At 60.4% G+C, this 19,877-nt stretch carries 16 protein-coding genes; 13 read left to right on the forward strand and 3 right to left on the reverse strand.

Going from position 1 to position 19,877, the window contains the following annotated elements; translation table 11 throughout:
- Positions 1-100: 100 nt before the first annotated feature.
- Positions 101-1,015: a hypothetical protein gene (locus ACN6KF_RS30295; protein ID WP_434960588.1), complete on the reverse strand. Its 915-nt coding sequence runs from the start codon at positions 1,013-1,015 to the stop codon at positions 101-103.
- Between the two features lie 282 nt (positions 1,016-1,297).
- On the opposite strand from ACN6KF_RS30295, the gene ACN6KF_RS30300 reads away from it, so the two are divergent.
- From ACN6KF_RS30300 to ACN6KF_RS30350, 11 genes are all read left to right on the forward strand, one after another.
- Positions 1,298-1,984, forward strand: a complete 687-nt coding sequence (locus ACN6KF_RS30300; RefSeq protein ID WP_434960589.1) for a response regulator — start codon at positions 1,298-1,300, stop codon at positions 1,982-1,984.
- A gap of 716 nt (positions 1,985-2,700) precedes the next feature.
- Positions 2,701-3,219, forward strand: a complete 519-nt coding sequence (gene tssB / locus ACN6KF_RS30305; protein WP_434960590.1) for a type VI secretion system contractile sheath small subunit — start codon at positions 2,701-2,703, stop codon at positions 3,217-3,219.
- Between the two features lie 54 nt (positions 3,220-3,273).
- On the forward strand, positions 3,274-4,767 hold the full coding sequence (tssC, locus tag ACN6KF_RS30310; protein ID WP_434960591.1) for a type VI secretion system contractile sheath large subunit: 1,494 nt from the start codon (positions 3,274-3,276) through the stop codon (positions 4,765-4,767).
- Positions 4,768-4,886: 119 nt separating this feature from the next.
- Positions 4,887-5,375, forward strand: a complete 489-nt coding sequence (locus tag ACN6KF_RS30315; RefSeq protein WP_434960592.1) for an Hcp family type VI secretion system effector — start codon at positions 4,887-4,889, stop codon at positions 5,373-5,375.
- Positions 5,376-5,611: 236 nt separating this feature from the next.
- A complete protein-coding gene (locus ACN6KF_RS30320) occupies positions 5,612-6,166 on the forward strand; it encodes a type VI secretion system baseplate subunit TssE (RefSeq protein WP_434960593.1) in 555 nt (184 codons plus the stop codon).
- 4 nt (positions 6,167-6,170) lie between these two features.
- The gene (gene tssF, locus ACN6KF_RS30325; protein WP_434960594.1) at positions 6,171-8,135 is read left to right on the forward strand and encodes a type VI secretion system baseplate subunit TssF; all 1,965 of its coding nucleotides are present in this window, start codon (positions 6,171-6,173) and stop codon (positions 8,133-8,135) included.
- Entirely contained in the window at positions 8,132-9,160 is a 1,029-nt protein-coding gene (gene tssG / locus ACN6KF_RS30330; protein ID WP_434960595.1) for a type VI secretion system baseplate subunit TssG, read from the forward strand. Before tssF ends, tssG begins: the two co-directional genes overlap by 4 nt.
- 5 nt (positions 9,161-9,165) lie before the next feature.
- Positions 9,166-11,799 carry a type VI secretion system ATPase TssH gene (gene tssH / locus ACN6KF_RS30335; RefSeq protein WP_434960596.1) on the forward strand — a complete coding sequence of 878 codons (2,634 nt, stop codon included), beginning with the start codon at positions 9,166-9,168 and terminating at the stop codon, positions 11,797-11,799.
- 148 nt (positions 11,800-11,947) lie between these two features.
- Positions 11,948-13,372 carry a peptidoglycan-binding domain-containing protein gene (locus ACN6KF_RS30340; protein WP_434960597.1) on the forward strand — a complete coding sequence of 475 codons (1,425 nt, stop codon included), beginning with the start codon at positions 11,948-11,950 and terminating at the stop codon, positions 13,370-13,372.
- Positions 13,373-13,565: 193 nt separating this feature from the next.
- Positions 13,566-14,405: a hypothetical protein gene (locus tag ACN6KF_RS30345; protein WP_434960598.1), complete on the forward strand. Its 840-nt coding sequence runs from the start codon at positions 13,566-13,568 to the stop codon at positions 14,403-14,405.
- Positions 14,406-14,484: 79 nt separating this feature from the next.
- Complete coding sequence (locus ACN6KF_RS30350; RefSeq protein ID WP_434960599.1) at positions 14,485-15,321, forward strand: peptidoglycan-binding domain-containing protein; 837 nt, start codon at positions 14,485-14,487, stop codon at positions 15,319-15,321.
- 132 nt (positions 15,322-15,453) lie between these two features.
- Here ACN6KF_RS30350 and ACN6KF_RS30355 read toward each other — a convergent pair whose 3' ends face one another.
- Together ACN6KF_RS30355 and ACN6KF_RS30360 are read right to left on the reverse strand one after the other, a co-directional pair.
- On the reverse strand, positions 15,454-16,155 hold the full coding sequence (locus ACN6KF_RS30355) for a polysaccharide deacetylase family protein (RefSeq protein ID WP_434960600.1): 702 nt from the start codon (positions 16,153-16,155) through the stop codon (positions 15,454-15,456).
- Positions 16,156-16,760: 605 nt separating this feature from the next.
- On the reverse strand, positions 16,761-17,681 hold the full coding sequence (locus ACN6KF_RS30360) for a LysR family transcriptional regulator (protein ID WP_434960601.1): 921 nt from the start codon (positions 17,679-17,681) through the stop codon (positions 16,761-16,763).
- 128 nt (positions 17,682-17,809) lie between these two features.
- Here ACN6KF_RS30360 and lysA point away from each other — a divergent pair, with 128 nt between their 5' ends.
- Together lysA and ACN6KF_RS30370 are read left to right on the forward strand one after the other, a co-directional pair.
- Positions 17,810-19,135 (forward strand): diaminopimelate decarboxylase, encoded by a 1,326-nt coding sequence (lysA, locus tag ACN6KF_RS30365; RefSeq protein WP_434960602.1) that lies wholly within the window; start codon positions 17,810-17,812, stop codon positions 19,133-19,135.
- Between the two features lie 91 nt (positions 19,136-19,226).
- Entirely contained in the window at positions 19,227-19,742 is a 516-nt protein-coding gene (locus tag ACN6KF_RS30370; protein WP_434960603.1) for a L,D-transpeptidase family protein, read from the forward strand.
- Positions 19,743-19,877: the final 135 nt, after the last annotated feature.

The following is a 19,877-nucleotide window of genomic DNA, read 5'->3' on the forward strand; positions in this document are numbered from 1 at the left end:
TTGTCACGCCGCCCCGATCGTACAAACCAATCATAGGCCGAGGCCGCCCGAGGCACATCCTTCAAACGGGGGGAATTCGGGCAGAACTCTGCCGTGCCGCTTATTTGGAACCGAACCTGTCGAAGGTGCCGCCCCAGGTCAGCGTCAACGTCTGCTGGCCGTCATGCCAGTAGTAATTGGCCTGGATCGCCGAGTTCTTGAGACGAACCAGATCCGCCGACACGCCGATGGGCAGCAGCGTCTTGCCGATGTCCTTGACATCGCCGATGCCTGAAATGCGGTTCACCCGCTCGGTCAGGCCGGCAAAGCCGTTCTCGGCATCGGAAAAGCGCAAGGACAGGCGATTGACCGCTTCGACCACGAGTGCTCCGACGACATTGTCGCCGACCAGTCCGTCGAGCCAGTCCCGGAACATGGTCTTGAGCAGCAACTCATTGGCGATGTGCCCCCAGAAGGTGGGCGTAACCACGGCGCCATCCCGTGTGGCTACCACGAAGCCGCGCTCGTCGACATGGATGTTGCACTTGTTCTTGGAGACGGCGGCATGAAGGGCCGTGAAGGTCAGGCGCTTGCCCGTCTCGCCGAAAGCGAGGAAGATACGATCGCTGCCCCGATGAGGTAGTGGCGGCACCAATCTCAGGGAAGGCGGGGGTGGGCGCCATTGCTCGCGAAAGCCCTCGCCGACGGTAGCGCCGAACGAGGCCTTGAGGGCCCAATGCTGGGGGTCTTCCTTCATGCTGATCATCGAGGCATTGGCCGGACGTGGACTGCGCGTGGTGTTGATGGAGAAAGGTCTCGGTGCGGGCGCGTTGCCGGCGCCAGGCAACTTCATACGGCCACCCAGTTCGGCGATGAGATCGTCCGGATCCACCGCCTCGAACGTGATGCCGTCAAGCGTGTTGTTCGCCACCTGCCAGGTGCCTGCCTTGATGTGTCTGACGATATCGATCGGGGGGATCAGGTCCCTGCAGCGGGCCACGATCGTATCAAAGGTTCTTTGCTGAAACGCGTCCATGCTCGGTCTCCTAGTGCCCTGGCGATGATTGCGGAGGGCAGGGAGGCGATGATCGCGGGATCCTGTCCCGCTTGGACCGGCAAGACCGGCTCGTGTCCCAAGATTTGCCGAGCAAGCGGCGATTGCCACAAGATTGACGCCAAACAGAGGTCTTGGCAAGTTGGAGGAAAGAGCGCACATGAATGGGTACTGGCGATATCGGGCAAATATGCAGGGCCGATCCTTGCACGGTCGATCGCCGTTTTGCCGTGAAAACAACGCCGAACCGGACGATATCTTCCGATGACAGAAGCTCCTGCCACGCAAGCGCCCCAGCCTCTCATTCGCGTTGCCGTTGTCGAAGACGATCCTGCAGCCCTGGAACGCATCACCGCGGCACTGGAGTCTGTGCCGGACATTTCGGTCATCGCCAGCGCGCCGAACACCGCCAATGGAAAAACCATGATCGACAAGGGTGGGTTCGACGTATTGTTGTGCGATCTCGGGCTGCCTGATGGCTCTGGCATCGGCCTCATCCGCTATGCGGCCCAGAAATATGCCGATGTCGACATTATGGTCATCACGATTTTCGCTGACCAGGACAAGGTATTGGAAAGCATCAAGGCCGGTGCCCGCGGCTATCTCCTGAAGGACGAACGTTTCGATAGTTTTGCTGAGAGTATCCGCGAGGTGCGGCGGGGCGGTTCGCCGATCAGTCCGGTGATCGCCCGTCAATTGCTCAAGGAATTCCAACCGCACGAGCAGGAGGCGGACAAGAAAGGCCTCGAATTGCTGTCGAAGCGTGAGCTCGAGGTGCTCAAGCTCCTGGCACGCGGTTTTACCTTCGTCGAGATCGGCGACATTCTCAAGATCGGCCGCAGCACCGTGGCGACCTATGTCAAGAACATCTATCAGAAACTCGAAGTGAATTCTCGTGCCGAAGCCGTCTTCGAGGCCTCGAGCATGGGCGTCATCAACATGCCACGCTGAGGCGCATCGAAAATCTGACGGCACGGTCCGAAGCTCAAGACTATCGGAGCCCCCTTTTCGCACGGGGCGAGCGCCTGGACAGATCGGCCCTTTGCCTGGGCCCGCCGGCGCTCGTTGGACTTTCCTTCCGTAGATCGGCCCGATTGCGCCCGCCTCTGCAAGCCTCATCTTAAGCTTGGAATCAATCTTGCGTTCTATACTGAGTTAGGAGAATATATTCCCCTAACAGGCTCAGTCATCGCCGCACGCTTCTCCGATCGTCGTAACATTCACAAGGAGGCGAGCAGGGGGAAGTCTTCGCCACAAAAGATTGCCGGCTCGTGATTTCATCGCGCCGGTGCCGGACGGATCGAGGCCTCCTGCGGGTGCAGCTCCTGCCTGATGTCACGCCGGAATCACTTGGCTTGTCTAAACTGGCTATTGGGCCAGTCTCGTTTCCCGAAATTCCCGCAGCACGGCCGGTTTTGCTTTGAGAGAGCCGGTATGTGCCATCGATCACAGTATTCGACAGAGGGGGCTCGGCGCCGGCCCCCCAAATAGGGGATTACGGGGGAGGGGGTTTGGCGCAAGATTGGTTTCGCAAGGGGGATGACACCGCCCGCTAGGCCGGCGCTCACCAACCTCAATGAGTTCAAGCGCGATGGTTGGAACTTTTCCGCCGGTTTCCTTCGGTGGGCGGGAACTCCCACCGCAGTGTCGAGGAAAGAGGCAAAGTCATGGTTGACAGCGGACAGAAGTTCATCAAGCGCAACCGCCCGCCGCGGGTTCAGATTCAGTATGAAGATCCCTATAATGCGGAAAAACTCGTCGAGATTCCTTTTGTAACGGCGGTTATGTCGGATCTGTCCGGCAATGCATCCGAGGTCGAGAAGGCGCCGATCGCCGAGCGCAAATATCTCGACATCGACATGGACAATTTCGATGACCGCATGAAGGCCATCAAGCCCGGCGTTGCCTTCAAGGTGACCAATCGGCTCGGCAACGCCAAGGGCGACGAGAAGATGTCGATCAAGCTCGATTTCGAGAAAATGACCGACTTCAACCCGGCCGAGGTCGTCCGCAAGGTGCCGGCGCTGGCGAAACTGCTGAAGGCGCGCGAGCAACTCGCCAATCTGCAGCGCTACATGGACGGCAAGGTTGCGGCCGAGGATCAGATCAAGGCCCTGTTGAAGGATCCCGAACTCATGCGGCTGCTCAAAGACAATAGCGAGCAGGCCAAGCCTGAAGAGAACTGACCACGGCTCCCGCCAGTAGACCAAGCCAGAAGATCAAGTCAGGAGTTCAGCCATATGGCCGAAACAACTGCTACCCCACAGACCCTTCCCGCGACCGAAACCCGTGATCTGGAGACCTTCTCCAGCCTGCTGCGCAAGAGCTTCAAACCGCGCAACGACAGCGCAGCCAGCGAGGTCGAAAACGCCGTCAATACCCTGGTCCGCCAGGCGCTCGAAGATACCTCGCTGGTCAAGGAAGATGTCCTTGATACCATCGAGTCAATGATCGCCAAGCTGGACGAGCAGCTCTCGATCCAGCTCAACGAAGTCATCCACGCGCCCGAGTTCCAGAAATTGGAGAGTGCTTGGCGCGGCCTCAATTATCTCGTCTTTAATTCCGAAACCGACACCACGCTGAAGATCCGCTTCATGAACGTGTCGAAGGAGGAGCTTTTCCGCGAATTCAAGGTCTATCCTGGCGCCCGCTGGGACCAGAGCCCGATTTTCAAGAAGCTCTACGAGGCCGAGTACGGACAGCTGGGCGGCGACCCCTATGGCGCCCTGATCGGCGACTATTATTTCGACCATTCACCGCCCGACGTGCAACTGCTGCGCGACATCAGCAAGATCGCGGCCTCGGCGCATGCGCCCTTCTTCGCGGCGGCCAATCCGGCCTTGTTCGGCATGGATAGCTGGAACGAACTCTCCAATCCGCGCGACATCGGCAAGATCTTCGATACGCCCGACTATGCCGCCTTCCGCTCGCTGCGTGACCAGCCCGATTCACGCTATGTCGGCCTGTGCATGCCGCGTGTGCTCTCGCGCCAACCCTATGGTGCGAAGTCGGAGCCGGTGGAGGAATTCGCCTTCGAAGAAAATACGGACGGCCATCACGGCACCAAATATGCCTGGATGAACGCCGCCTATGCCATGGCTGTGAATGTCAACCGCGCTTTCAAGGAATATGGCTGGACGGTGCGTATTCGTGGCGTGCAGTCGGGCGGCGAAGTCGTCAACCTGCCCACGCACACCTTTCCCACCGACGATGGCGGCGTCGACCTTAAATGCCCCACCGAGATCGCCATCAGCGATCGGCGCGAGGCGGAGCTGTCTAAATCGGGCGTGCTGCCGCTGATCCATCGCAAGAACACCGACAAGGCAGCCTTCATCGGCGCGCAGTCGCTCTACAAGCCCAGGAAGATGGATACGGATGAGGCGACGGCCTCCGAAAACCTTTCGGCCCGCCTGCCTTACATGTTCGCGGTCTCGCGCTTTGCGCATTATCTAAAATGCATGGTGCGGGACAAGATCGGCGCCACGATGGAGCAGGACCAACTGCAGAAATGGCTGCAGACCTGGATCAATCGCTATGTCGATGGCGATCCCAAGAATTCGACCGAGGCGATCAAGGCCAAGAGACCGCTGGCCGCGGCCAAGGTCGATGTGTTCCCCGACGAAGAGAACCCCGGCTATTACGGCGCAAGGTTCTATCTGCGGCCGCACTACCAGCTCGAAGGAATGGATATCGGTATCAGCCTCGTCTCGAGACTGCCCGGTAGCCAGAGGTAACCAAAGGAAAGAAGCCGGCCTGCGCCAACGCTCCGACGAGCGAACGATGACTCATGTCCGTGTGGAACGGCCATGCGCATCGCAACAAAGGCCGATCATCCAACGCACAGGAGAGCAAAATGGCACAATCTGACGCACTACTGAATATCAAAGGTATCACGGGCGAAACCCAGCAGGATGGCCTCGATGGCTATATGGAGCTGCTGAGCTGGAGCATCGGCGGCTCCAACTCCTCGACCTTCGGCAGCGGCACTGGCGGCGGCAAGGGCAAGTCGGTCCTGCAGGACCTGCATTGCACCAAGGCCGTGGACAAGGCTTCGGCGACGATCTTCCAATATTGCGCCTTCGGCAATCATATCGACGAGGTGAAGCTCGTCGCGCGCAAGGCGGCTGGTGAGGACAAGCTCACTTATATCACCGTCACGCTCACCAATTGCTTCATTACCAGCTATCAGAAGAGCGGCGGATCGGATGGCGGCGGGATGGAGAGCTTCTCCGTCACCTATGAACAAATTCACGACGAGTACCAGCCCCAGGACAAGAGCGGCGCTGCCGATGGCGGCCCCATCGAGTTCACCTTCAACGTCGCCACGGGCAAGGATTCTTAATTCTTGATCCAATCAGGGACCGGGCGGCCGTACAGGCGTGACGGCCGCTCGCCTCTGCAAGGACTGTTCCTCAACCACGGTCCATAACAGCCTCTAGAGCAAAGCGCGGTTACGTGTGAACGCTTCTTTACTCTAACTCTTTGTTTCCAAGCCAATCCAAAGGATTGGCTAGAGCGCCTTTGCGATTCTTGCCGATTTCGTCAAATCGCAAAACGCTCCAGAGCGTGGAAATCGATGTGACCCGTTCCCGAGCCGCCAAGAGCGATCGTTTCGTTCCTCCCATCATGCATGCCTTTCGGGAGGCCTTCCGCCTGCGCGATGCCGCCAAGCCCATCGACACCCGCAACGATGCGGGCGAGCGCGTCATTGCCGGTCGGCGTACCTCGCCGCGTTCGGCGGTCGGGGAGGTCGTGCTGCGCTCTGAACTCGGCGAAGATCTTGCCTCCTTGCTCAACACTGTCGAGCTGGCGGCGATCGAGGATCTCAACGGCTGCGACGCCGTGGCCGCCTCGATCCTCAATTTCGGCGTGCCGGATCTGACCGCGATCGTTGCCAGCCCGGAAGCGGCGCAGCGGGTCGCCTATCTCCTCAAACAGAGGCTGGAACTTTATGATTGCCGGCTGGTGCCGGGCTCGGTGGTCATAACCAGTGAACCGCTCGACGACAGCGCTTCCGGACAGCTGAAGCTTCATATCAGCGCTGAAATGGTGTCGACGCCCGCCGATATTCCGGTAGAGTTCGTGGCGGATGTCGAGGTCGAGAGCGGCAAGATCAGAGTCTTCGGATTGTGACGCCATGAACCGTGAATTCCTCGAACTCTACAATCGCGAGCTTGGTATTCTCAAGGAGGAAGCCAAGCAGTTCGCGGTCGAATTTCCCGGCGTAGCCGAGCGCCTGGGCGGGCTTTTGGAGAACAACACGGATCCGATGATCGCGGGGCTGCTCGAAGGCACCGCTTATCTGGCCTCCCGCGTACAGCTCAAGCTCAAGCATGAATATGCCGAGTTCACCGACAATTTGCTCGACCAGCTTCTGCCCGATTATCTGGCACCGGTACCGTCGGCGGCGCTGCTGCGGGTGGAACCGCCCTATGGCGATCCCAATCTCAAGGACGGCATGAAGATCGCCGCCGGCTGCTATGCCGATGCGCGCTTCGTCGAGCGGGAACGCCGCATTGCCTGTAAATACCGCCTCGCCAGCGAGATCACGTTATGGCCGTTCGAACTCGGCCAAGCCGAATTCCTGAGCGGGCCGGCGACGTTGCAGGCGCTCGGCATCGAAGCGAGCCCGACCAGCCAAGCGGGCTTGCGGCTTTCCCTGTTGCGGCGCTCCGCGGCCGATCGCCTTACCGAGCCCGCCGACAAGCAGGTGGCACAGCGGCCCGACTGCTGGTTTGCCAATTGCCGGACCGATGAGCTGACCTTCCATCTCATCGGCCATGAGGGCGATGCGGTCAGGCTCTATGAGCAGCTCTTCGGCGCCGCCACCGGCATCTATTTTCGCTATCTCGATGAGGCCGGCGACCCCATCATCGTGCCGCTGCCCAAGAGCTGTCTGACCCAGATCGGCTTTGCTCCCGACGAGCCGCTGTTTCCTTCCGATCGGCGGGTGTTCAGGGGTTTTGATCTCCTGCGCGAATATTTCGTGCTGCCGGCGAAGTTCCTCGGCTTCAAGCTAAGCAATCTCAAGCCTATCCTGTCGGCGATCAGGACCAATCGCTGCGACATCGTCATCGCTTTCGCGCAGGGAGACAGCCGGCTGCAATCGGTGGTGAGGGCCGACAGCTTTGCCCTATACGCGGCCTCCGCCTCCAATCTCTTCGAGATGCAGCTGGCGCGCGTGCCGATAAGAGACAATGAGCACGAATATCACATCGTCACCGATCGTTCGCGCCATCTCGATTTCGAAGCCCACCGCCTGATCAGGATGCATGCCCACGTCACCGGCAGTAGCGACAAGATGGAGGTGTTTCCACTCTATGCCGCGCCCCCGCTCGGCGTCTCCACCACCGAGACGATGTTCTATACCGTGCGGCGCCTGCCGCGCCGTCGCTCGCAGGAGGAGCGGCGCAATGCCCAGCCGACACAATATGTCGGCAGCGACATGTTCGTCACGCTCACCAACCATCGCGACAGGGCGGATGGCCTCCATGTCGCCGAGCTCAGCCTGCGGGCTCTGTGTTCGAACCGCCACCTCACCGAGCATCTGCCTATCGGGCAGGGGGGCGCCGATTTCATTCTTGAAGACAGGACCACGTTGAGGGTCGATTGCGTGGTCGGGCCGACCCTGCCGCGCGATTCCATCGCGACCGATCCCGAGGCGCGCGGCCAGCATGGCGCGGGCGGCACCTCGGCCTGGCGGCTGATCAGCATGCTGAGCCTCAATCATTTCGGGCTCTCCGGCTATGGCACGCGGGATTCGGCGGCATCGCTACGCGAAATCCTCTCGCTCTTCGCCACTCGCGGCAGCGCCGCTATCGAGAGGCGCATCCAGGGCATCCTCGCCGTCGACAGCAAGCCGATCACCCGGCGCATCCGTCAACGTACCGGCGCGGGCGTCGTACGCGGGCTGGAAGTCACGGTGACACTCGACGAGAAACATTTCGAGGGCAGTGGCATCTTTGTGCTCGGCGCCATCCTCGATCGCTTCCTTACCGAATATGTCGGCCTGAACAACGTGGTCGAGACGGTCATCCGCTCGACCGAACGCGGTGAGATCATGCGCTGGCCGGCACAGCTCGGGCGGCGGACCCAGCTATGAGTGGGCCTGCCTCCCTTCCGCAGGAACCGGGGAACTACGATTTCCTCGACCTCATGCGTCGCCTCGAACATCTGGCGGGCACCAAGCCGCGCATCGGCGAAAGCGCCTCCTCGGCCGAGGCCGTGGCGAAGCTGGGCCAGCAGCCCCATATCGATTTTTCCGACGCCAATGTCAGTCGCATCGGCGCTTCGGAAGGCGGTCCTGCCGAAGTGGAAAGCCGCTTCCTTGGTATGCTGGGGCCGCAGGGCGCGCTGCCGCTGCACACCAGTTATGAAGCGACCCATTGGGCCAATATGCGCGAGGTGGCCTTCGCGCGCTTCCTCGATATCTTCAACAACCGCTTCCAGCAATTGTTCTTCCGGGCCTGGGCCAATGCCCGGCCGGCAGTGCAGGCGGACCGGCCGGACGAAAACCAGTTCCTTACCTATCTCGGCGCCATGATCGGCATCGGCACGCCAGCCATGCGCGGGCGCGGCCGGCTCCATGATTTCTCCAAGCTGGCGCTGGCCGGCCTGATGGCCCCGGCGGTCAAGAGCGCCTCGCGCATCGAGGGCATGCTCGGCTGGCTGTTCGACGCCAAAGTCGAGGTGCAGGAATTCGTCGGAGTCTGGCTGCCGCTCGAGGAGCGCGAGCAGGCGGTGCTGGCGGCCGGCAGTTGCGCGCTCGGTGTCGACAGCATCATCGGCCGCTCGGCCTACAGCCTCAGAGACAAGTTTCGCATCAGGCTGGAAGTCGCCGATCTCGACGAGTTGGAGACCTTCCTGCCCGACGGCCTTCATTTTGAACCGCTGGCGGATATCATCCGCTTCTATCTTGGTGAAGCCTTCATCTACGACGTCGAGTTCGGCCTGGCGGAAAGCAAGACCAAACCCGCTCAGCTCGGCGGTTTCGGCCGCCTGGGATGGACCTGCTGGATGGGCAGGGAAGGGGGCCCCGACGCCGTATCCGACCGCATGCGCTGGGACTGCCATTTCCATCCGGCCGAGATCCGCGCCGAGCGCCGCCGTAAACCGAGCAAGGGGTAGTTGCCATGGCCGACGTCAGCCTTGAAGTCCTCACCGGCAAACTCAATCCGCTCGGCTATGACAGCTTCATGCAGGCCTTCCGCCTGGCCCAGGGCGCGGGCAACCGCAATCTGGAATTGGCGCATTGGCTGCAAGCGGTGCTGCAGGCCGACCGCAGTGATCTTGCCTTGACGATGGCCCATTTCAAGCTCGACGGTGGCCGGCTGCTGGCCGATCTCAGCGCCGTCACCGCCGGCTTTGCCATGAACAAGACCGAGCTGCCGGGCTTTTCCGACGATATTTTCGATGCACTCAGCCAGGGCTGGAACTACGCCACGCTGATGTTTGGCGAAACCCAGGTGCGGACCGGACATGTGCTCACCGCCATCCTGAAGGAGCCGCGCCTGGCGCGCACGCTCAATGGTCTCTCCAAGCAGTTCCGCCTGATCGATGTCGAGCGGCTCACCAATGAGCACCGCAAGATCTGGCAGCAATCGGCCGAGGAGAATATGCGTCCGATGGATGGCTCGGGCCCCGTCGCGAAGGGGGCGGGCGGCGAAGGGGGCCCTGCCTCCAAGGGCACCGCTGCGCTCGATCGCTATGCCGTCGATCTGACCGAGCGTGCCGCCAGCGGCACGATGGATCCAATCGTCGGTCGCGACGAAGAGATCCGCCAGGTCATCGACGTGCTGATGCGGCGGCGGCAGAACAATCCCATCCTGACCGGCGAGGCCGGTGTCGGCAAGACGGCGGTGGTCGAAGGTTTTGCGCAACGCATCGCGGCCGGCGACGTTCCGCCGCCGCTCAAGGGCAACAAGCTCTACGCGCTCGATATCGGCCTGATGCAGGCCGGCGCCTCGATGAAGGGCGAGTTCGAGCAGCGCCTGCGCTCGGTGATCGACCAGGTCCAGGCCTCGGTGATCCCGGTCATCCTGTTCATCGACGAGGCGCATACGCTGATCGGCGCCGGCGGCGCGGCCGGCACGGGGGACGCCGCCAATCTGCTCAAGCCTGCTTTGGCCCGGGGCACGCTCAGGACGATCGCGGCGACGACCTGGTCGGAATACCGCCAGCATATCGAGAAGGACCCGGCGCTGACCCGCCGCTTCCAGCCGATCAATGTCGGCGAGCCCGGCATCGAGCAGTGTTGCAACATGATGCGCGGCCTGCTGGCGCCGATGGAAAAACACCACAACGTCCACATTTCTGAAGCCGCTGTCGTCGCCGCCGTCAAGCTGTCAAGCCGTTACATTCCTTCGCGCCAACTGCCGGACAAGGCGGTTAGCCTGCTCGACACCGCCGCCGCGCGCGTGGCGGTCTCGCAGAACGCGACGCCGGCCGCCGTCGAGGATGTGCGCGTCGCCATCGAGGCGAGCGAGCGCGAGCTGAAGGCCTTGGAGCGTGAGCGTGATGTCGGCAATGCCGACGAGAAGCGTATCGGTGAGGTGACGCAGCTCATCGTCGCCACCAAGGAGAAGCTGGTAGCGCTAGAGCAGGCCTGGGGCGAGGAGAAGGCCATCGTCGCCGACCTGATGGCCGCGCGCCGCGATATCGTCGAAGGCGGCGAGGGGGTGGAGGTTGCCCGCGAGAAGCTTACCAGGATCATGGCGGACCTCGCCGCGATCGATCCCGAAAAGCGCATGGTCTACCCCTATGTCGACGAGCAGCCCGTGGCCTCGGTGGTCTCGGACTGGACCGGCATTCCGGTCGGCCGCATGGTGAAGGACGAAGTCGAAACCATCCTCAACCTCGGCGAGATTCTGGCCAAACGCGTGGTCGGCCAGGATCACGGCCTGAAGATGATCGCCCGGCGCATCCAGACCAACCGCGCCAAGCTCGACAATCCCGACAAGCCTATCGGTGTCTTCATGCTCGCCGGCCCCTCCGGCGTCGGCAAGACCGAGACGGCGCTTGCGCTCGCCGAGGCGCTCTATGGCGGCGAGCAGAACATGATCACCATCAACATGTCGGAATTCCAGGAGGCGCATACAGTCTCCACCCTGAAGGGCGCGCCACCCGGTTATGTCGGCTATGGTGAAGGCGGCCGACTCACCGAGGCCGTGCGCCGCCGGCCCTATAGCGTGGTGCTGCTCGACGAAGTGGAGAAAGCCCATCCCGACGTGCACGAGATCTTCTTCCAGGTCTTCGACAAGGGCGTGATGGAGGATGGCTCGGGCCGGCGCATCGATTTCAGGAACACGCTGATCATCCTCACCACCAATGCCGGCACCGACATGATCATGGATGCCGCGGCAAATGGTTCGGAAAAGCCGGAACCCGAGGCGCTGGCGGTGGATCTCAAGCCGCATCTGTTGCAGGTCTTCCCGCCGGCGCTGCTGGGGCGCATCGTCACCATCCCCTATTACCCGCTGTCGGGCGACATGCTGGGCGCCATCGTGCGGCTGCAGCTCGACCGCATCGGCAAGCGTATTCGTGACAATCACGGCGCCCGTTTCAGCTACGACGATGCCGTGGTGGAGAAGATCGTTTCCCAATGCAAAGACCCGGACTCCGGCGGGCGCATGGTCGACAACATTGTCACCAACACGCTGCTGCCGGCGCTGTCGCAGCAGATTCTCGGCAAGGCGATCGCAGGAAAGCAGATCGAGGAAGCGTGGGTGGGGGTGGAGGATGGCGCGTTTGCCTATGCGGTGAGCTAGGGCATTTTCCAGAGTGATAGACGGGTATGCCGATCAAGAAGGTAATCTAAAACAAAGAGTTAGAGGAAAAGGTGCGTTTTGAGGAAATCCCGCCTGGCTCAAACGAGAACGTTCCAAGGACTTCTGGCACCAGAATGAGGATTACCCCATGCCTCTTCAATCACAGCTCTTTCGCGGCGATCAGAAACTTGAAGCCGCAGCCATTTCCGACCCCGCCCATATCATGCCCGGCGCTGTGGGAGATCATGTCAGGAAAATTCAGCAAGCCCTGATCGAGCTGGATGGCGCGACCATCACGCCGGATGGACAATATGGGCCGAAGACCGCTGCGGCGGTGCTCGCCTACAAGCGGAAACGGAACATTATCAATCCGAGCTATCAGACACAGGCCGACAACATCGTTGGCAAAATGACGATGGCGAGTCTCGATGTGGAGATATTGAAACGAGAATCTGTCCCGCCCGCCCCGGTTCAGATCAAGCCCATATCTCAGTTTTCGATTAGGTCTGCCCAGTCGAAGGTGGCATTCGTTCAAAATTCCAGTGCTTCTGCCGGTCGCATCGAGAGCCTTTCCGGTTCAGCTGCCAGGTTGGAAATTCCGCCCTACGGCGTCGGGAGCTTCGAGGTCCTGAACGCCGTTGGCGGCAGAGTGATGATCGACAGCGATATCGCCACCCTTCGGGATTCTGATGGAACCATGGCCGGGCCGGTGGGGGGGATGGAAGTGCGCCGAACCCCACAGCTTTTTCAAATTGTCAGTACCGTCGAAGCCGGCACGGCGACGGTCATGGCCATGGCCTCGGGCGCAAATCTGATCGCTAGCTTTCCGAGCATGGGTGGTCAGGCCTTTCTTCAGGTGAAGGTCGGCGTGCCCCCGTCCGGCGGCGCCAAGGAACTGAATCTGGTCGGGCAATTCGAGTGGGACACCGCGATGAGCGATGACGATCTCCTGCAGGAGTTGGCGGCCAATCGCTGGGAGCCCGGCACGCTTGATTTCTCAGCCATCCCAGGCGGGACAGTCGCAGTCACGCCCACATTCGGCAACATGCTGGGTGCCATTTTCATCCAGCCACCCGGCAGTATCAGCCGGCTTAACCTTTTCACCCACGCCAATAAGGATCTTATTGGTTTTAGCGGCCAGATCCAACGACGTACCGTCGGGCGGGCAGACGTCATGATCAATACCAACAGCTCTGGGGACAATCTGACGGCTATGGACCCGACGAGCATGAACAATCTCAATCAACCCGGCGTATTCTTCGAGATTGGTTCCGGAAACCAAAAGAAAAAAGTAACAGTGGCAGAAATTCGTACTCGTTTCGCCGAGAACGCAATAATCGTTCTTTATGCCTGCCATACCGGTCAGCTTAAGAGCTTCGTCAAGTCCATCGCGACATTCTTCAACACGAAGGTGATCGGCTTCACGATTAACGTCGCCTACTTTCCTCCTGCACAAACCGTGCCTCACAAATTCGTTCGCAAGGACATGAAACTTGGCCTTGCAGGCGGGAGCGCCGTTCCCGACTTTCGCACGCTGATCAATCAGCCGCAGGCAGTCACCGAAACGCCGTAAAGCGCTGAGGTTGCAGTGCACATTGTGGCGTTACGCCCAGGGGCAGGTTCAGGTTTGGATCTGTGTCGTCTCCTGTCTTTGGAGGATGTTCGGCTGGTACCGGAGGCGTAGTATAAGACATCGATACACCTATTCGAGCGCATATCAGTTGAGCTGAAAGTATTTTTCAGTCCATCGATCGCAGGGAGCCGCCGTGACGCCTAAAGAATATCTGGACCGATACACCTATCTGAAGTTCTACAGCCCGCTCAACAATGAGCTGATCTCGGCCGGTATCAGCATGTATGGCTCGGGCTGGGACTTCCGAAACGGCAAAGCCGGCACCGGCCAGGTGATGCAGCGCGAGCACGCGGCCTTCGCGGCGGCGCTCCGAATGGCTCACCATGGCAATGTCAACAAGCCGTGCGGGAGCAAGTTCTTCTTCGACCAGCAGCCGCTTGGCCTGATCCAGCCGACCGAGGACTTCTACGCCACCACCTTCATCCAGGCCTTTGTCGGCAAGGGCAGCCCCGACGAGATCATCGATACGCTCCGCCTCGCTTATGCGATCGGCCGTATCGGCACTGGCAAGGATGTTGCGGGACAGCCCTGCGCCCGGGCGACGGCCCAGGCCTATGCGACGGATTTCATCACGCTCGACTGCAACGGGCTGGTCGGCAACTATTATGGCGGCAGCCCCTCTGCCTCCATCGATGCTTATGCCTCGACCGCCCGGCGCCGGACCAGGATCGAGGATATCCAGCAGGGCGATGTGGTCGTCACCCATTGTGCGGCCTCACCCTATGAGCATATCGCCCTGATCGACTCCTGCACCGTCAGCGGTTCGACAGCGATCATCCAACTGGTCGAATGGGGCTGGTATGGCGGCGAGGAAGTCCACTATTCGAAGGAAGCGAAGGCCTATTCCATCATCCAGGGGCCGGAAAAGGCCTATGGCATCGGTTGGGCAGCCAGAAGCAACGTCAAGCCGGTTGATTTCTTCAGATACATATTCAAGCGCCCAAATGATGAAGAGCCGCATGGATGGTCATGATCTTCCATATCGAAGACCTGGATAGTGCTTGGAATTATTCGGAAACATCGTCAAGCAGACAGCGAAAAGGAAAGCCATCATGGCTTTGACATCAGTTCGTTTCAAGAATGAACCCTCTCTGCAGCGCATCGAGGCCGGCAACGACGTTCTGTTGCGCGGCATGTCCGGCCGTCATGTCCATCTCCTGCAGATGGCCTTGATCGATCTCGGCTTCGCCATGCCGGTCTCGACCCAGAGCCAGGATTACAGCCCCGACGGGGTCTACGGCATCGAGACGGAATCGGTGGTGAAGGCGTTCCAGCGGCGCAACCCGCCTCTCGTCGACGATGGCAAGCTGGGGCAGGCGACCATCCGCGAGATCGACAAGCAGATTGGCGGATTCAAGCACCGTGTGAAAGTGCATTTCCGTTCGCTGGCCCTGAGCGACGTGCCGTTCGAGCGCATCCTGTCGAGTGCCCAGGCCGTCTACGCCCAATATGGCATCGAGATCTTCTTCGCCTCCGGCGAGTCGCTCGGCCTGACGCAGGAGGAAGAGAACCGCTTCAACGTGGTGGGTCAGAACTGCACCTGGCAGATGGATTCGGGCGAGTTCGCAGAGCTTCACGCTCTTGGAACCCCGGTTCCCGTCAGCGACGTGAAGCTGTTCTTCGTCAACAGGTTCCAGGAGAATAACGTGCTGGGCTGCGGCGGCCATGCCATCGGCAAGCCAGCCTGCGCCGTCACGCATGATTGCTCGCGTTGGGATCCGGCGCACGAGATCGGCCACGTCATGCTGACGAGTTCTTTCTCACCCGTGCATTCGGGCAGCACGCGCAACCTGATGTTCGCAACATCGAGCAACGGGCCGACGCCATTGGCACTGACCGAAAAGCAGCTAAAGCAAATCCGCAGCTCACCGGTTTGCCGCGCGGTTTGATGCATGTGAGTGGAACGAGGGTGACGGTGTGCACGGCGCCTTCAACGGCCCGCCGCTCTGGAAGCGGCACCATGACAATATCCCTCAAGGCTCCCAGGCGACGGGCGGATGGGAGGATCTGGAGCCTCTCGATCAGGAGCCGAGCCGATGAGCGAGATATTCCTCCAAGGGGGCGATGCTATCCATGACATGGGCGAAGGCGCCATGCGACCAGTCATGAGACGGTGCAGGCCGCACAAAAGGCGCTGCCGATACGGTGGCGGGGTCGGTCCCGTGCCGACATGCCTGCAGTTGACCAACCGTGGCAAACCGGAAGCCTCGCATCTTGAGAGTGTGGATGATGTCTGGCACGGCCTCGATGGTGCTGGCATGGATATCATGCATCAAGATGACAGCGCCTGCCGGTGCGCCGGCGCCGATCAGCTTGGTCAGGGGCGCTTCGTCGTCCAGCCAATCGAAGGAGTCGAAGTTCCAGAAGACTATTTGGCGCCATAGGCCAGCGCCACGCAATGCGGTCTCGATACGAGCATCGATCTTACCCCAAGGTGGGCGCAGAACATCGGGCCTATGGCCCGTTTCCGCCATTATGGCTTCGTCCGTCATTTCCACTTCGGCGATGGCTTCGCCATCTGTCAGTTCGGTGAGCGCCCGGTGGTCGAACGTGTGGTTGCCAATCTCATGGCCTTCAAGAAACATGCGTCGTACCAGGCCGGGCGAGTAAGCCAGTCGTTTGCCGACCACGAAGAACGTCGCGTGCACCTTCTCACGTGCCAGAATATCGAGAAGGCGAGGTGTCAACGTCGCGTCCGGCCCGTCATCGAAGGTTAGCGCCACGCAAGGTGTCAGGGCCTGTGTTTCATGCCTCTGATGACCGGCAGAGGCGGGGCGGCTCGGCAATATCCACGACAGGGCCGCGAGGAAAGTCAGCATGCCTATGCATATCCGGTGCGAGCTTTTGCCATGCCTTTGCTTCGAACTGCCCTTCCAGATACGTGACACTGCCTTGAACCTCACCAATACCAAGTCTCGACCATTCCGACACATACAAGACCTGAACACCTCACGATTTTCGACACCCAATCAAAGATCTGGCGAAGATCGTGGGACAGAACCAAGAGGCATTTTCATTGCCGCTTGGCATAAGACCTCGCGGATCGATCAAAAGGCCTTTCGAGGGAAAAAGCCACAGCCATGATTCCGTTTGTCATGGCACGGCCACAAAACATGCGCGGTCTGCAGGGTGCAGGAACCGGCCCCAGGCGTGGCAATCACGAATACGGCCATCGCGCCGTCGGCCCGATGAGAATGGCCCGGCACTATCCCCGCTTTCCGAAGGCCGATCTTGCCGACTATCGGCGAGGCTGCCGGGCATGTGGGACCTGAAGAGGAAGGTGTCAATCCTCAAAGCCAATTCGCATTCTTGCACCGCGAGACCACATCTAGGGTCCCAAAATCCGTTGCAGCTCTACCGACATTTCAGTGGAGGCCTGGCGCAGGGCGGCGACGAATTTTTCAGCCTGGACGGCGCGCTTGCTGCGTATCGGACGCCAGACTGACAGGCTGTAGGGCACCGAAACCGTCAGGCGGCGGAACATCACGTCACGACCCGTGTAGCTGGCAGCCGTCAAAGGATTGATGACAGAAACTCCGACTCCCGCCGCTACCATTGCGCAAACACTGGCAGCCGTGGTCGTCTCCGCGGCATAGTTGCGGGCTACGCCACCAGCGAGGAAGACATGGTCAAGCTTGTGGCGATAGGGATCGTTCTGACCGAAATAGATAAAGGGCTGCCCGGAGAAATCCGTCGGCGAAAGCGCCTCATGCATTGCCAGTGCATGATTGTTCGGCAGAACGCAGACCATATCCCCTACCGGGATGGTCTCGGTCGTCGCCCCTTCGGGGCCGAATAGATTTTCGGCCAGGCCAAGATCGAAAACCTGTGTTGTCATCTCGTGGCGCAGCGAATGTTCCTCATGCGAATGGATAGAGAAATGGACAGGGGGACGGGTTTTCACAAGGAGCCGGATTGCGCGGGGAATGATGGATTCCGCATAGGCTGGAATGCTGGCGATGCGGAAATTCGCCGCGTTGCGGGTTCGGATCGCGGAAGCGGCACGGTTGATTTCGTCAAGCCCGATAAAGGAACGCAAGACGACTTCATGCAGCAGGATTGCCTGTTCGGTCGGTGTCAGCCTTTTGCCGAAACGCTGAAACAGGTCGAAGCCGATACGTTGCTCCATTTCACGGATTTCACGGCTGAGGGTCGGTTGTGAGCTACCCAGCCGCGCCGCGGCAGCGGTAACGCTCTTATTGACCATGACCGCATTGAAGATATCGATCTGGCGCAGGCTCAAATTCATGTTCCACCCCATTGTCCCCGACCGATATCTATATATCGAGAATGAATAAGGGGTGCGAATGAAGCATTTCACAATCCGGTGGCGATTTGTAATGGCTTCGCGACACGAACAGAGTGCTGCGCGCCATCATGACCGATATTATTGAGATCGCTCCTCCTGCCACCACCGACAGGCCACCGCGTTGGCTCGCCCGGCGAGACGGCGCGCTGTATGGCGAAAGCGTCGCGCTGAGCGATATCGCCAGGACGGTAGGCACGCCATTTTACTGCTATTCCGCCTCGACGCTGCGACAGGCCTATGCCGAGTTGTCCGAGGCGATTGCGCCCTTAGGAGCGCGTGTCTGTTTCGCAGTCAAGGCCAATGGAAACCTGAGCGTCCTGAAGGAATTCGCCCAGCTCGGGTGCGGAATGGATATCGTTTCCGGGGGTGAGCTGACGCGGGCATTGGCTGCCGGAGTTCCTGCCTCCCGCATCATCTTTTCGGGGGTGGGCAAGACCCGTGCGGAAATCCGCCAGGCGCTGGTCGCTGGTTTGCATCAGATCAATGTCGAAAGCCCTGCCGAGCTTGAAGCCGTAGCCTCGGTCGCGCGTGAAATGGGCCTGCGTGCGCCCGTGGCGTTGCGCGTCAATCCCGACGTCGATGCCATGACCCACGCCAAGATCACGACAGCCAGAAAAGATAGCAAGTTCGGCATTGCCATCGATGACATCCCGGCCCTTTATGCCGCAGCCTCTTCCCGCGCCGAGCTGCATATGGTGGGGCTGGCCGTGCATATCGGCTCGCAGATCCTTGATCTCTCTCCCTTCCGCGACGCCTGGACTGTCATGGCTGAACTCGTGCGTGATCTGCGTTCCAGAGGCCTGTCGGTCGAGCGTTTGGATCTGGGCGGAGGGCTGGGCATCGGGGACGACGTATGCGATGGCCCCGATCTTGCCGAATATGCCGCGATCATCAAGCAGACGGTGGCTGGCCTGGGTTGCGCGCTCAATGTCGAGCCGGGCCGTTGGCTCGTTGGCAGGGCTGGGGCGCTGGTTACCGAGGTTCTCTACGTCAAGGATGGAGCGGGCGTTTCCATCGTCGTTCTGGATGCCGCAATGAATGATCTCATGCGGCCGGCATTGTACGATGCTCGCCATCCTGCACTGACGGTACACGATCCGCGGGCCGATGCGGATGCACGGCCGAGCCTTCTTGTCGGTCCAATTTGCGAAAGCTCCGATGTCTTCGGCAAATACCGGACGCTGGGGCAGATCCAGAGCGGTGACCTTGTGGTATTCGACAATGCCGGAGCCTATGGCGCTTCGATGTCTTCGACCTATAATTCACGCGATATGGTACCCGAGGTTCTGATCGACGGCGAAGTGTTCAGGCTCATCCGGCGCAGGGTCGACATTTCGGATGTCTTGGCCCATGAGCAGGCCGGGCCATGGCAGAATACCACCCAGGCAGGATAAGGTCGCCGATCGTGTCGGCGTGGTGTTTCCTGGTCGAGGGTGGTGGGGTCGTCAGCTGCCATTTCCCGCTTGTATCTTGAAGGAGGCGCGTTTGGACTTGATCGTGAAGCGCAGTGGCGAAAGCTGGCAGGCTGTCTATGCAGACCAGGTTTGGCGCGCGGCTGTCGGTCGCAGCGGCATCCGCCGAGAGAAGACCGAGGGCGACGGCGTCAGCCCGGTCGGCTGCTGGCCGATCCGCCGGGTGCTTTATCGCGCCGATAAATTCCCGGCCGCCCCGGTATCCGTTTTCGAAACGACGGCCATCGATCCGCAGGACGGCTGGTGCGACGCGCCCGATCATCCCGACTATAACCGCCCGGTCCGGCTCCCGTTCGACGCCAGCCACGAAGAGATGTGGCGCCACGATGATCTTTACGACATCGTCGTGGTTCTCGGTCAGAACGATGCGCCGATCGTTCCCGGCGAAGGCAGTGCGATCTTCCTTCATATTGCCAGCGAGGGATATGGTCCCACCGCCGGCTGCGCCTCGATGAGGCGTGAAGATCTGCTGGCATTCCTCGCAATGGCGAGACCTGGAACGCGGCTCTGTTTCCAGGCAGACGACTGACAAAGGAGCTGGCAAATCAGCGCCAGATTGTCCGAGCCAAAGGCGCGAAAATCAATCAGACCTCGGTTCAGTCTGCGGTGCCCGAGTGTTCAGACAGGACAACCGAGATCTCGAAAACCAGGGCAAACATGCCGT

It is taken from the genome of Labrys methylaminiphilus subsp. lupini, assembly GCF_051161885.1.
Taxonomy (GTDB): domain Bacteria; phylum Pseudomonadota; class Alphaproteobacteria; order Rhizobiales; family Labraceae; genus Labrys.